Below are 12,318 nucleotides of genomic sequence, written 5' to 3'. Positions count from 1 at the left end.
GATGAACGCGGCGCGATTCAGTGCAGCAGCGGCGACAGCACCAGCGCCAGCCCGGCCATCGATACGACCCAGGCCAGCGAGCGCACGTAACGGATCGCCCCCAGGTACAGCGGCACATAAGCCACCCTCGCCCAGAAGTACAGCTGCACGCCCAGCGCACTGTTCTCGTCGGCGCGGCCGGCCACGGTCACGGCCAGCACCGCGGCGGCGAAGAACGGGAAGGTCTCGAGGAAATTGCGGTAGGCGCGTTCGCTGCGCCCGGCCACGCCGGTCAGCGGCGGTGACGAATCGCGCGGTCCGGTGTTCCACGCCAGCCCGCGCTGGCGGGTGACCAGGGCGTCGGCCAGCAGCAGCTGGACCAGTCCCAGCACGATGGCCCACACCAGGAACTTCAACTCGATGCCCATTAGCGGCCTCCACCGGATTCGGCCGCAGCGTAGCAGGTCCGCAGGCCGCGCCAGCCGTCGCAGCCCTGCGGGCGCGGTTCGGCCGCGGCGAATGGCCGCAACTGCAGGGGACCAGGCCGGGTATCCCCAAGCCGGGTCGACGCAACGATCCGGTGCCCCACCGCTCTTCGCGCTTGCAGCGGCTCAGGCGGCCGCGTCCGGCGGCGGTTGCGGATCCACCGCGCCGGCCCACGCCAGCGCCGCTTCGACCTCATCCTCACCGAAGCTGCGGATCTCGGTCTCCGGGAAGAGCTTCGCCGCGAAACCGGTCACCGTCGCCAGCCAGTGCCGGTCGGTCACGATCGCGCCGCGCGCGAAGCGGTCGAACTGCCCGATCTTGCCCAGCGTGTAGCGCAGGTCATGGGCGATCGCCGCCGGAGTGACGCCGGTGAAGCCGCGCAGGTCGCAATACAGGCCGATGCGGGCGAACCGCGCCAGGCGCGCCTCGATGTCAGCGATGCAGCGCTCGTAGTCCGCCGCGGTCAGGGTGCCGGTGAAGCGGTAGCCGCCCAGGTGCGGCGGCGATGGCAGGATCTCGAACATGGTCAGGCTCCGGGCCAGGGCCCGCCCAGCGTACGGCATGGCGGCCGGGCGGTCGCGCCGCGTTCCTTGCCATGCCCTGAACATGCGCGGATGCAACGTGTCCGGCGCCCGTCGATACGCGGCGGTCCCATCCGTCGTATCGGCAAGGGCCAATAACGGTCCGCCAGCAGAGGAGCTGCAGCATGCCTTACATCGATGGCTTCGTGATCGCCGTTCCCACCGCCAACAAGGAGGAGTTCCTGGCGCACGCGCGCCAGTTCGATCCGATGTTCCTGGAATTCGGCGCCACGCGCGTGGTCGAAGGCTGGGGCGACGACGTCCCGCACGGCAAGGTCACCGACTTTTTCCGTGCGGTGGCTGCAAAGGACGACGAGACGGTGGTGTTCTCGTGGGTGGAGTGGCCGGACAAGGCCACCCGGGACGCCGGCGTGAAGAAGATGATGGAAGATCCGCGCATGGACCCGAACGCCACGCCGATGCCGTTCGACGGCAAGCGCATGATCTTCGGCGGATTCGACCTTTCCCTGGAACTGACCGGCTGACCACCGCACGCGCGCCGGGGCGCCATGGCTGCACCGCGCGCCCCGATGCGGCTAGAGTGGCTCCTGTCCGACACGACACGGAGCCTGCGATGACCCGGACCGGCGGCTGCCGCTGCGGTGCGATCCGCTACACCCTTTCGGCCGAGCCGCTGGCCACGCGCCTGTGCTGGTGCCGCGATTGCCAGTACTGGGCGCTGGGCAATGCGGCGGTGAACATCATGGTGCCGCGTGCGACGGTGGCCGTGGCGGGCACTCCACGCCATTACGACAGTGTTGCCGACAGCGGCAACGCGATGCGCCGCTCGTTCTGCGGTGATTGCGGGACGCACCTGTTCAGCGAATCCAGCGGCAACCTGCTGAACATGGTCGTGCGGGTCGGCACCCTCGACGACGCCGGCGGCATCGCCCCGACCGTGGTGATCTGGACCGCGTCGGCACCGGCCTGGGCGCACATCGATCCCACGTTGCAGGCCTTCCCGGGGCAACCGGGCTGACCCTGCCGGCACCGGCGGCGCTCATGCCGCGGGCTAGCGGACGCGCACCCCGAAGCCGTTGGCGAACTCGGCCTCGTCGAGGTTGCCGTCGCCATCGCGGTCCATCGAGGTGAAGCGCATCTCGGCGGCGTCGCGCAGTTCGTTCTCGTCCAGCTTGCCGTCGCGATCCAGGTCGGCGACCACGATCCGCTCCGATGCCGACGGCCCGTCCTTGGCCAGGCGGCCCAACACCGCATCGAGCTCCGCGGCGGAGAGGCGCTGGTCGCCGTCGGCGTCCAGCACGGAGAAGACGTCGCCGTCGTATTCGTAGCGGCTGACGACGCCGTCGCCGTTCGCATCCAGCGCCTTGAACCCGGCCGCCGGGGTCACGGGCGGCGGCGATGCTTCCTGCGCCGCCAACGGCAAGGCCGGTGCGAGGACCAGCAGGAGGACGGTGCGGCGGGCGAGGCTCATGGAAGGCGCTCCAGTGACGGTTCGCCGGCAGCATAGGCATGCCCCCGCGGATGGCGAAGGGGACTTTGGACCTATGCGGCGGCCGGCGAACCGGGGCCGTCGGCGGGCATCCTTCCGCGACGGGCGGCAACCTCCCCCGCCCCGCGTGGGACCGGTGCCGGCCCGGTCAGGCCATCGGCAGCTTCAGCCCCTGCTCGCGCGCGCATTGGCGCGCGACCTCGTAGCCGGCATCGGCATGGCGCATCACCCCGGTGCCCGGGTCGTTCCAGAGCACCCGTGCGATGCGCCGGTCCGCGTCCTCGCTGCCGTCGCAGACGATGACCACGCCCGAATGCTGCGAATAGCCCATGCCCACGCCACCGCCGTGGTGCAGCGACACCCAGGTCGCACCACCGGCGACGTTGAGCATGGCGTTGAGCAGCGGCCAGTCCGACACCGCGTCCGAACCGTCCTTCATCGCCTCGGTCTCGCGGTTGGGCGATGCCACCGAGCCGCTGTCGAGGTGGTCGCGGCCGATCACCACCGGCGCCTTCAGTTCGCCGTTGCGGACCATCTCGTTGAACGCCAGGCCCAGCTTGTGGCGCAGGCCCAGGCCGACCCAGCAGATCCGCGCCGGCAACCCCTGGAAGCTGATCCGCTCGCGCGCCATGTCCAGCCAGCGGTGCAGGTGGGCGTCGTCCGGAATCAGCTCCTTGACCTTCGCGTCGGTCCGGTAGATGTCCTCCGGATCGCCGCTCAGCGCGACCCAGCGGAAGGGACCGACGCCGCGGCAGAACAGCGGCCGCACGTAGGCCGGCACGAAACCGGGGAAGTCGAACGCGTTCGCGCAGCCCTCGTCGAAGGCCATCTGCCGGATGTTGTTGCCGTAGTCCACGGTCGGGATGCCGCGCGCGTGGAAGGCCAGCATCGCTTCCACGTGGGTCCGCATCGACGCCTTGGCCGCGTCGCGCACCTTTTCCGGCTCGCTCTTCTGCGCCGACAGCCACTGCTCCACCGTCCAGCCGAGCGGCAGGTAGCCGTGCACCGGATCGTGCGCGCTGGTCTGGTCGGTGACGCAGTCCGGGCGCACGCCGCGACGCACCAGCTCGGGCAGGATCTCGGCGGCGTTGCCCAGCAGCGCGATCGATTTCGCCTCGCCTGCCGCGGTGTACCGGGCGATGCGCGCCAGCGCATCGTCCAGGTCGGCCGCCTGCTCGTCGACGTAGCGCGTGCGCAGGCGGAAATCGATGCTGGACTGGCGGCATTCGATGGTCAGGCTGCTGGCGCCGGCCAGCGACGCGGCCAGCGGCTGCGCGCCGCCCATGCCGCCCAGGCCGGCGGTGAGGATCCAGCGCCCCTTGAGGCTGCCGCCGTAGTGCTGGCGGCCCATCTCCACGAAGGTCTCGTAGGTGCCCTGGACGATGCCCTGGGAGCCGATGTAGATCCACGAGCCGGCGGTCATCTGCCCGTACATCATCAGGCCCTTGCGGTCGAGCTCGTTGAAGTGCTCCCAGGTGGCCCAATGCGGGACCAGGTTGGAATTGGCGATCAGCACCCGCGGCGCGTCGGCGTGGGTGGGGAACACGCCGACCGGCTTGCCCGACTGCACCAGCAGGGTCTCGTCGTCGCCCAGTTCCTTCAGCGTGGCCAGGATCGCGTCGTAGCTGGCCCAGTCGCGCGCGGCGCGGCCGATGCCACCGTAGACGACCAGGTCCTCCGGGCGCTCGGCCACGTCCGGATCCAGGTTGTTCTGCAGCATCCGGAACGGGGCTTCGGTGAGCCAGCTTCGGCAGTTCAGCTGGGCGCCGCGCGGGGCGCGGACGACGCGCGATGGGTCGTGGCGGGGATCGTGGCGCAGGTCGGACATGCCGGGGAACCTCCAAGGACAGGCCGGCATTATCGCAGGGCGCAGCGCGCGGGCGTGGGGGCCTGTCCGCGCGGTGCGGCGGCGGCCGAATCCGCGTCGATGTGGCCTCAGGGTTCCGGCGGTGCCGGGCGCGCCTCCGAGGCGGCCCGCTGGCGCTCCAGCTCCTCGCGCTCGCGCTCGGCGGCCTGGCGCCGCTGCTCGAAGTCCAGGCGCATGCGTTCGGACTCCGCCGGGTTCGCTGCCGTCGCTCGCTGCCGCTCGGTCCTTGCGCGATCGGCCTCGAGCCGCTGGCGGTTGGCGTCCACGGCCATGCCGATCCGGTCCTGCTCGGCCCGGCGCGAGGCGGCATCCTGGTTGCGCTGGGCTTCAGCGGCGGCTTTCTGCTGCCGCTCCAGCGCGCTGTCGTTGGCGATCGGTGGTACCGCGGGCGTGCCGTAGCGATTGGGCGCCACCGACTGCGCGTGGGTCAGGAATGCGGATCCCCCCAGCACGGCAACGAGCAGCGCCCGGGTCGCGGTGCCTGCATGGCGACTGCCCGACGGGGCCCGGCGTGATGAATCGTGCTTCGTGTCCATACGGCATTCATACGCGCCACCCGCTTAGGCCGCGATGAAGACACGCGTGCCGCTTCAGCCGATGCTCATGCCGGTGGACAGGCGTTGACGCGCCCGGCGTGGAACGCCTCGACCTGCGCCGCCTCCACCGGCCGGGGAGCCAGGCCGTCGTCGAACACGACGCGCCAGGTTCCGTCTTCGCCGCGCTGCCAGACCGAGCTGAAGCGCCCGAGGCGGTACTGGCCGCTGGCCACGTCCTGGTAGAGCGCCGGGCCGCTGGAAGACACGATGCTGGCGTCGCCACCGGCATGGACGTGTTCCGGATACCACCACAGCCGGGTTTCGCGCCCGGCGATGAGCCCGGCCCACGCGTCGAGGATTTCGCGCTCGCCGCGCTGCGGATTGGGGCGGGTCACGCCGAATACGGCGAGCGGGTGCAGGTGCGCCGCGAATGCGGCGGCGTCGTGGTCGGCCACCGACTGCGCGAAGGACAGCTCACGCGCCCAGACTTCGCAGCGGGCGACATCGGCCGGGGTTGGCGGCGCGACCGCCTGCGCCGTGGGCGCCAGCACGAGCAGCGCCAGGCCGGTCCACCGGAGCGCTGCGCCGCCGACCGACATGGATCAGCGATCCGGCGGGACGAAGATCTGGCCGTGGCCCTGGCACGAGGAGGCCTGGCTTTCGCGCTTGAGGCGGCTGCCGGTGCCCTGCAGGCAGTTGTCCTTGGTGGCGGGCTTGGGTCCGACCTCCCGGTACATGGCCGAGAAGCGCATCACCGGCCGGTCGTCCAATGTCGCTTCGACCATGCGGCTGCGGCGCTCCGTGCGCTGGCCGGCGTTCTCCGTCGCAGCGCCTTGCGCAGGCGCCGCCGGCCCGTCGACCCGCAGCGGCGCAGCCTCCTGTCGCGCGGGACTGCCCAGCGAAGCCTGGACCTCGGAGAGCGGCACAAGGGCGAGCACGGCAACCAGAACGGGCATGGGCTTCAAGGCGGCATCTCCTGGGTTCCTGGCCCGAGCATCCGCGCCCGGGCTGGACAGGTCAAGTCCCTTCGCATCCGGTGTCATGTGCATTGCGCGCGGGTCTGCCAAGCTGTGTCGGTCGTCGCCAAGCGTTGCCCCATGTCCGATCTCCCGCTCCGCCTTGCCAGCCTCGTCCTGCTGCTGTCGCTGTCCGCCTGCGCCGCGCCGCCCCGGCACCATGCCCCGCCGCCGCCTTCTGCCGCCCCTGCGCCTTCCACCCTGTTGCTGGTGTCGATCGATGGCCTGCGTGCCGACGCGCTGGGCCGTGGCGACACTCCGCACCTCGACCGGCTGGCGGCCGGCGGCGTGCGCGCGCAGTGGATGCGGCCGTCGTATCCGGTGCTCACGTTCCCGAACCACTACACCCTGGTGACCGGCCTGCGCCCGGACCACCACGGCATCGTCCACAACTCGATGAACGATGCCGCCCTCGGCCGCTTCGTCGTCGCCGACAGCGACGCAGGGCGCGTGCCCGGCTGGTGGCAGGGCGTGCCGTTGTGGACCAGCGCCGAACGGGCCGGCATCGCCACCGGGGTGTGGGCCTGGCCGGGGGTGACGGCGCCGCGCGACGGCGTAATGCCGCGGGACTGGCACCGGTTCGATGCCGGAGTGCCGCTGGAGGCGCGGGTGGAGCGCATCGCCGGCTGGCTTGGCACGAGCGGACGCCCGCCGCCGGGCCTGCTCGCCGTGTACCTGGAGAACGTCGACGGTGCCGGCCACGATCATGGTCCCGACGCGCCTGAAACCCGTGCCGCGATCCGCGCGGCCGACGCGATGGTGGGCGCGCTGCTTGCGCGGCTGGAGGCGGCCGGCCTGGCGGAGCGGACCAACGTGCTGGTGGTGTCGGACCACGGCATGGCCGAGGTGCCGGAGGGCCACTACCTGGCCGTCGAGGACATGGCGTCGATGGAGGAAGCCGAAGTGGTGAGCATCGGCCAGGTGGTCGGCCTGGTCCCGCGGAGCGGCCACGAAGCGCAGGTCACCGCGCGCCTGGTTGGCCGCCACGCGCACTACCAGTGCTGGAACAAGGCCGCGATCCCGGCGCGCCTGCAGTACGGCAGCCATCCCCGCGTCCCCCCCATCGTCTGCCAGATGGACGAAGGCTGGAACGCACTGCCGCGCGCGACCGTCGACAGGCGCAATGCCAGCGGCACGCATGACCGCGGCGCGCACGGGTACGACCCGGACTCGCCGGCGATGCGCGCGGTGTTCATCGCCGACGGCCCGGCGTTCGGCGACGGCGTGGTGCTGCCGCCGTTCGACAATGTCGATGTCTATCCGCTGCTGGCGCGCCTGCTGGGCATCGCCCCGCAGCCTAACGACGGCGACCCGCGGACGCTGCTGCCGGCGCTGCGGCAGCCATGACGGCACCGGTGCGGGCGGCACCGGCGGCGGCGTGCAGTGCCCCGCCAGCGATGTCCGAAAACGGCCAGTCCGCTGCCGCCGGTGGTGCTAGCCTGCTCGCATGTCGAACCGGCCCGCCCCGCTTGCCTCCTCCAGCGCAGCCCTGCCCCCGCTGCGCATCTGCGAACGCGCGCGGCTGAGCCGGGATGCGCGTTTCGACGGACTGTTCTTCACCGCCGTGCGCAGTACCGGTATCTACTGCCGTCCGGTGTGTCCGGCGCCGGCCCCGAAGCCGCAGAACGTGGACTACTACCCGAGCGCGGCGGCGGCCGAGTCGGCCGGCTTCCGTCCGTGCCTGCGCTGCCGGCCGGAACTGGCGCCGGGCGACGGCGCCTGGCGTCGCGGCGACGAAACGGTGGCGCGCGCGCTCAAGCTGATCGACCAGGGCTTCCTCGCCGAGCGGTCGCTGGCGGAGCTGGCCGAACGCGTGCACCTGGGCGAGCGCCAGCTGCGGCGGCTGTTCGTCGAACGCCTGGGCGCCGCGCCGATCGGCGTACATGGCACGCGGCGCCTGCTGTTCGCCAAGCAGCTGCTGACCGAAACCCCGTTGCCGGTCACGGAAGTCGCGCTGGCGGCGGGCTTCGCGAGCCTGCGCCGCTTCAATGCCGCCTTCCTCGACGCCTACGGCATGGCACCGCGCGACCTGCGCCGGCGCGCGCCGGAAGAACAGCCGGTCGGCGACGCCACCCAGCCGCTGGTGCTGCGCCTGGGCTACCGGCCGCCGTACGACTTCACCGCCATGCTCGATTTCCTGCGCGGCCGCGCCTTGCCCGGCGTGGAGCGGGTGGATGCGCGCAGCTATGCGCGCGTGATCGGGTCGGCGGCCGCGCCCGGCTGGCTGCGGATCAGCGCCTGGCCCGCCGGGCGTGCCGAGCGCAGCCATGCGCTCAAGCTCGAACTGCGCGGCGCCGCGCCCGCGCAACTGGCCGACATCGTCCAGCGGGTGCGCCGCATGTTCGACCTCGATGCCGATCCGAACGCCATCGCCGCTGCGCTGTCGACCGACCCGCGCCTGCGCCCGCTGCTGCGCAAGCGACCCGGGCTGCGCCTGCCCAGCGGCTGGGACGGCTTCGAGATCGCGGTGCGCGCGGTGATCGGCCAGCAGGTGAGCGTTGCCGCCGCGCGTACGTTGACCGCGCGGCTGGCGCAGCGCCATGGCCATGTGCTGGACGCACCGCTGCTGGACGGCCTGACGCACCTGTTCCCCACCCCCGCCGCGCTGGCCGACGGCGACCTCGACGGCCTGGGCCTCACCGGCGCGCGCGTGGCCACGGTGCGCACGCTGGCGGCCGCGCTGCTCGACGGACGCGTGGGCTTCGAGGCCGAACAGACGCTGGACGATTTCGCCGCCGCCTGGAGCGCGCTGCCCGGAATCGGCCCGTGGACGGCGCAGTACCTGGCGATGCGCGCGCTCGGCCATCCGGATGCGTTTCCGGCCGAAGACCTGGTGTTGCAGAAGGCCGTGCCCGGCGACGGCAGCCGGCTGACCGCGCGCGGCCTGCGCGAACGCGCCGAGGCCTGGCGCCCCTGGCGCGCCTACGCCGTGATCCACCTCTGGCGCGATGCGATGGCATCGCCCACACCCGCGGAGAAACCATGATGGGCACCATCCACTATCGCCGCATCGCCAGCCCGGTGGGCGCGCTCACCATCGCCGCATCCGATGCGGGGCTGCATGCGATCGAATTCCCGAGCAACCGCCACCCGCAACACCGCGAAGGCTGGCGCGAAGGCGACCACCCGCTGCTGGACCAGGCGCAGGCGCAGCTGGGCGAATACTTCGCCGGCAAGCGCGAAACGTTCGACATGCCGCTGGCGCCGCAGGGCACGCCGTTCCAGCGCGAGGTGTGGTTCGCGCTGGCGTCGATTCCCTACGGCCAGACCGCCAGCTACGCGCAACTGGCCCTGCGCGTGGACCGTCCGGCGGCCACGCGCGCGGTCGGCGCGGCCAACGGCCGCAATCCGCTGCCGATCGTGCTGCCCTGCCACCGGGTGATCGGTGCGGACGGCTCGCTCACCGGTTTCGGTGGCGGCCTGCCGACCAAGCGCTTCCTGCTGGAGCTGGAGGGCGCGTTGCCGAGGGAAACGCCGGCGGCCGACCTGTTTTCCTGAGATTGCGCGGTTGCGGTTGCGGCTTCAACTGCAACTGCAACTGCGAAAAAGCATCCTGCGGCGTTGGCTTCGGAAGGAGTCCGCCGTTGCCGCAGGGGATGGCCCACCCTTCGGGACGACGTCCTGTCTTTACGAAGGGCCGTGGCACATCCATGTGCCACTTGGGCCATCCCCTACGGCAACGACGGCCTTCGGCGACGTTGGGGGGATTGCCTTCGGTGACGTCCTTCAAAGCAGCAAGGCCATGGCCGCGGCGGGACCGCGATCAGTGCTTGTTGCCCATGACGCCAGCGCACCCTCCCAACGAGCAGGACGGTGACGGTCACAGTGTCGGTGTCGGTGTCGGTGGCTGCGGCTGCGGCTGCGGCTGCGGCTACCGAGGATTCTTCGTCCAGGACGAAGTGACGAGCCGGAACCGCACGGAAGTCCGTCGTTGCCTGGGGGAATGGACCAAGTGGCACATGGATGTGCCACGACCCGAGTAAAGACAGGATGTCGTCCCGAGGGATGGGCCATTCCCCCAGGCGACGGCGGACTCCCTCCGAAGCCCGCGTGCCCCACTGCAGTTGCTCCTGCAGTTGCTCCTGCAGTTGCTCCTGCAGTTGCTCCTGCAGTTGCTCCTGCAGTTGCTCCTGCAGTTGCTCCTGCAGTTGCTCCTGCAGTTGCTCCTGCAGTTGCTCCTGCAGTTGCTACTGCATCCGCTCCCTCAGGCTCAGCCCGCGTCCACGGCCTGCCGCAATGGCGCCAGGAACTCGCGCGCCCGCCCCGCGGCCGCCTCCGGATCCGCCGCATCGGCCAGCATCGACACCAGCGCGCTGCCGACCACCACGCCATCGGCGTCGACCGCCATCGCCGCGGCGCTGGCGGCATCCTTGATGCCGAACCCGGCCACCACCGGCACCTTCGCCGCGGCGCGCAGCTCCTGCAGCCGGCGACCGGCGACCTGCGTGTCCAGGCGATCCGCTCCGGTCACGCCGGCGTAGCTGACGTAGTAGAGATAGCCTTGCGCGTTCGCGCTCAGCATCGCCGCGCGCGCCGGCGAGGTCGTCGGCGAGGCCAGCATCACCAGGGCCAGGCCGGCGGCATCGAAGGCCTGCTGGAATTCGCCCGCCTCTTCCGGCGGCAGGTCGACCAGCAGCACGCCATCGACGCCGGCGGCGACCGCCTCGCGGGCGAAGCGCGCCGCGCCGCGGATCTCCACCGGATTGAGGTACCCCATCAGCACCACCGGCGTATCGGCATCGCGCTGGCGGAAGCGGCGCACGCATTCGAACACGTAGCCGGTACCCGCACCACGCGCCAGCGCGCGCTCGGAGCTGCGCTGGATCACCGGGCCGTCGGCCATCGGATCGGAAAACGCCACGCCCAGCTCGATGACATCGGCGCCGGCCTCCACCAGCGCGTGCATCACCGGCACGGTCGCTTCCAGCGACGGGTCGCCGGCGGTAAAAAAGGGGATCAGGGCCTTGCGGCCGGCGGCACGCAGTTGCGCGAACTTGTTCTCGAAGCGGCTCATGGGTGGCCTGTGGGTCCGGGGTCGCGCCTGTCGGGGCACGGGTGGACGCCTGTTCGCCAGGCGTCGCGTTGGGTGGCGGCGTTGGAGGGGGATCGGGTCGCCGATGAATCGGCTCCTACAAGGTGATGCCTTCGCGTGCGGCGATGGCGTGCACGTCCTTGTCGCCACGCCCGGACAGGTTGCACAGCACCAGCGCATCGCGTGGCAGCTCGCGTGCCAGCTTGATCGCCTGGGCGACCGCGTGGCTGGATTCGAGCGCCGGCAGGATGCCCTCGGTCCGGGTGAGCCTGTGGAACGCGGCCAGCGCCTCCTCGTCGGTGACGCCGACGTACTCGGCGCGGCCGCTGTCCTTCAGGAACGCGTGCTCGGGGCCGACGCCCGGATAGTCCAGGCCTGCGGAGATCGAGTGGGTTTCGATGATCTGCCCGTCGTCGTCGCAGATCACGTAGGTGCGGTTGCCGTGCAGCACCCCGACCCGCCCGGCAGCCAGCGACGAGGCATGGCGCCCGGTCTCGATGCCGTCGCCGGCCGCCTCGGCTCCAACAATCCGCACCGGGGCGTCGTTGAGGAAGGCATGGAACAGGCCGATCGCGTTGCTGCCGCCGCCGACGCAGGCGGTGATCGCATCGGGCAGGCGGCCGTAGTCGGCCAGCATTTGCGCCCTCGCCTCGCGGCCGACCACCGCGTTGAAGTCGCGGACCATGCGCGGATACGGATCCGGGCCCGCGACCGTGCCGATGATGTAGAACGTGTCCTGCACGTTGGTCACCCAGTCGCGCATGGCCTCGTTGAGCGCGTCCTTGAGCGTGGCCGAACCGCTGGTGACCGGGACCACCGTCGCGCCGAGCAGCTTCATCCGATAGACGTTTATCTTCTGCCGCTCGATGTCGGTGGCGCCCATGTAGACCACGCACTCCAGGCCCAGGCGCGTGGCCACGGTGGCGCTGGCCACGCCGTGCTGGCCGGCGCCGGTCTCGGCGATGATCCGCTTCTTGCCCATCCGCGAGGCCAGCAGCGCCTGGCCGATGGTGTTGTTGATCTTGTGCGCGCCGGTGTGGTTCAGGTCCTCGCGCTTGAGCAGGATCTGCGCGCCGCCCACTTCCCGGCTCAGGCGCTGGGCGTGGTAGATCGGGCTGGGGCGGCCGACGTAGTGCTTGAGGTCCTTCTCGAAGGCGGCGATGAACTCCGGGTCGACCCGGGCCGCGTCGTAGGCGGCGGCCAGCTCCTGCAGTGGACCGACCAGGGTCTCGGCGACGAAGCGGCCACCGTGGCGGCCGAAGTGGCCGGCGGCGTCGGGATAGGCGTGGTAGTCGGCAGGCGACGGCATGGAGAGTCCGGAGGGGCGCTACGGGATGTCAGCCTAGCGCACGATTCATTGCCTGGAAACCG

Annotated in this window: 14 protein-coding genes; 5 read left to right on the top strand and 9 right to left on the bottom strand. The window is 71.3% G+C overall.

What is annotated here, in order from left to right; translation table 11 throughout:
- Positions 1–17: 17 nt before the first annotated feature.
- Entirely contained in the window at positions 18–407 is a 390-nt protein-coding gene (locus tag CSC66_RS10195) for an MAPEG family protein (protein ID WP_162377286.1), read from the bottom strand.
- Positions 408–590: 183 nt separating this feature from the next.
- Positions 591–989, bottom strand: a complete 399-nt coding sequence (locus CSC66_RS10190) for a SpoIIAA family protein (RefSeq protein WP_162377285.1) — start codon at positions 987–989, stop codon at positions 591–593.
- A gap of 182 nt (positions 990–1,171) precedes the next feature.
- Here CSC66_RS10190 and CSC66_RS10185 point away from each other — a divergent pair, with 182 nt between their 5' ends.
- Together CSC66_RS10185 and CSC66_RS10180 are read left to right on the top strand one after the other, a co-directional pair.
- On the top strand, positions 1,172–1,531 hold the full coding sequence (locus CSC66_RS10185; protein ID WP_162377284.1) for a DUF1428 domain-containing protein: 360 nt from the start codon (positions 1,172–1,174) through the stop codon (positions 1,529–1,531).
- Between the two features lie 89 nt (positions 1,532–1,620).
- Complete coding sequence (locus tag CSC66_RS10180) at positions 1,621–2,025, top strand: GFA family protein (protein ID WP_162377283.1); 405 nt, start codon at positions 1,621–1,623, stop codon at positions 2,023–2,025.
- Positions 2,026–2,058: 33 nt separating this feature from the next.
- Here CSC66_RS10180 and CSC66_RS10175 read toward each other — a convergent pair whose 3' ends face one another.
- The 5 genes from CSC66_RS10175 to CSC66_RS10155 form a co-directional block, all read right to left on the bottom strand.
- Positions 2,059–2,478, bottom strand: coding sequence for an EF-hand domain-containing protein (locus CSC66_RS10175; RefSeq protein WP_162377282.1), 420 nt, complete (start codon positions 2,476–2,478; stop codon positions 2,059–2,061).
- Between the two features lie 166 nt (positions 2,479–2,644).
- The gene (gene hutU, locus CSC66_RS10170; RefSeq protein ID WP_162377281.1) at positions 2,645–4,324 is read right to left on the bottom strand and encodes a urocanate hydratase; all 1,680 of its coding nucleotides are present in this window, start codon (positions 4,322–4,324) and stop codon (positions 2,645–2,647) included.
- Positions 4,325–4,431: 107 nt separating this feature from the next.
- Positions 4,432–4,899 carry a hypothetical protein gene (locus tag CSC66_RS10165; RefSeq protein ID WP_162377280.1) on the bottom strand — a complete coding sequence of 156 codons (468 nt, stop codon included), beginning with the start codon at positions 4,897–4,899 and terminating at the stop codon, positions 4,432–4,434.
- A 65-nt stretch (positions 4,900–4,964) separates the two neighbouring features.
- Positions 4,965–5,498: a DUF4440 domain-containing protein gene (locus CSC66_RS10160; protein ID WP_162377279.1), complete on the bottom strand. Its 534-nt coding sequence runs from the start codon at positions 5,496–5,498 to the stop codon at positions 4,965–4,967.
- A gap of 3 nt (positions 5,499–5,501) precedes the next feature.
- A complete protein-coding gene (locus CSC66_RS10155; protein WP_162377278.1) occupies positions 5,502–5,864 on the bottom strand; it encodes a hypothetical protein in 363 nt (120 codons plus the stop codon).
- A 132-nt stretch (positions 5,865–5,996) separates the two neighbouring features.
- On the opposite strand from CSC66_RS10155, the gene CSC66_RS10150 reads away from it, so the two are divergent.
- From CSC66_RS10150 to CSC66_RS10140, 3 genes are all read left to right on the top strand, one after another.
- Positions 5,997–7,262, top strand: coding sequence for an alkaline phosphatase family protein (locus CSC66_RS10150; RefSeq protein ID WP_162377277.1), 1,266 nt, complete (start codon positions 5,997–5,999; stop codon positions 7,260–7,262).
- Positions 7,263–7,362: 100 nt separating this feature from the next.
- A complete protein-coding gene (locus tag CSC66_RS10145) occupies positions 7,363–8,901 on the top strand; it encodes a DNA-3-methyladenine glycosylase 2 (RefSeq protein ID WP_162377276.1) in 1,539 nt (512 codons plus the stop codon).
- Positions 8,901–9,413, top strand: a complete 513-nt coding sequence (locus CSC66_RS10140; RefSeq protein ID WP_162377361.1) for a methylated-DNA--[protein]-cysteine S-methyltransferase — start codon at positions 8,901–8,903, stop codon at positions 9,411–9,413. Before CSC66_RS10145 ends, CSC66_RS10140 begins: the two co-directional genes overlap by 1 nt.
- Positions 9,414–10,125: 712 nt before the next feature.
- Here the strand turns inward: CSC66_RS10140 and trpA are convergent.
- Both trpA and trpB read right to left on the bottom strand, forming a co-directional pair.
- Positions 10,126–10,929, bottom strand: coding sequence for a tryptophan synthase subunit alpha (gene trpA, locus CSC66_RS10135; RefSeq protein WP_162377275.1), 804 nt, complete (start codon positions 10,927–10,929; stop codon positions 10,126–10,128).
- Positions 10,930–11,044: 115 nt separating this feature from the next.
- On the bottom strand, positions 11,045–12,256 hold the full coding sequence (trpB, locus tag CSC66_RS10130; RefSeq protein ID WP_162377274.1) for a tryptophan synthase subunit beta: 1,212 nt from the start codon (positions 12,254–12,256) through the stop codon (positions 11,045–11,047).
- Between the last annotated feature and the right edge of the window lie 62 nt (positions 12,257–12,318).

This window comes from Pseudoxanthomonas kaohsiungensis (assembly GCF_010211765.1).
Classification (GTDB): Bacteria; Pseudomonadota; Gammaproteobacteria; order Xanthomonadales; family Xanthomonadaceae; genus Pseudoxanthomonas; species Pseudoxanthomonas kaohsiungensis.
The sequence above is the reverse complement of the archived record's forward strand: the minus strand, read 5'-3'. Positions and strand labels throughout refer to the sequence as shown.

Excerpts from the sequence above, each read along its gene's own strand:
- trpB (WP_162377274.1), bottom strand. The coding sequence starts at position 12,256 with ATGCCGTCGCCTGCCGACTACCACGCCTATCCCGACGCCGCCGGCCAC.
- CSC66_RS10145 (WP_162377276.1), top strand. The coding sequence starts at position 7,363 with ATGTCGAACCGGCCCGCCCCGCTTGCCTCCTCCAGCGCAGCCCTGCCC.
- CSC66_RS10185 (WP_162377284.1), top strand. The coding sequence starts at position 1,172 with ATGCCTTACATCGATGGCTTCGTGATCGCCGTTCCCACCGCCAACAAG.
- CSC66_RS10150 (WP_162377277.1), top strand. The coding sequence starts at position 5,997 with ATGTCCGATCTCCCGCTCCGCCTTGCCAGCCTCGTCCTGCTGCTGTCG.
- CSC66_RS10175 (WP_162377282.1), bottom strand. The coding sequence starts at position 2,478 with ATGAGCCTCGCCCGCCGCACCGTCCTCCTGCTGGTCCTCGCACCGGCC.
- hutU (WP_162377281.1), bottom strand. The coding sequence starts at position 4,324 with ATGTCCGACCTGCGCCACGATCCCCGCCACGACCCATCGCGCGTCGTC.
- CSC66_RS10165 (WP_162377280.1), bottom strand. The coding sequence starts at position 4,899 with ATGGACACGAAGCACGATTCATCACGCCGGGCCCCGTCGGGCAGTCGC.
- CSC66_RS10160 (WP_162377279.1), bottom strand. The coding sequence starts at position 5,498 with ATGTCGGTCGGCGGCGCAGCGCTCCGGTGGACCGGCCTGGCGCTGCTC.
- CSC66_RS10195 (WP_162377286.1), bottom strand. The coding sequence starts at position 407 with ATGGGCATCGAGTTGAAGTTCCTGGTGTGGGCCATCGTGCTGGGACTG.
- CSC66_RS10180 (WP_162377283.1), top strand. The coding sequence starts at position 1,621 with ATGACCCGGACCGGCGGCTGCCGCTGCGGTGCGATCCGCTACACCCTT.
- CSC66_RS10190 (WP_162377285.1), bottom strand. The coding sequence starts at position 989 with ATGTTCGAGATCCTGCCATCGCCGCCGCACCTGGGCGGCTACCGCTTC.
- trpA (WP_162377275.1), bottom strand. The coding sequence starts at position 10,929 with ATGAGCCGCTTCGAGAACAAGTTCGCGCAACTGCGTGCCGCCGGCCGC.
- CSC66_RS10140 (WP_162377361.1), top strand. The coding sequence starts at position 8,901 with ATGGGCACCATCCACTATCGCCGCATCGCCAGCCCGGTGGGCGCGCTC.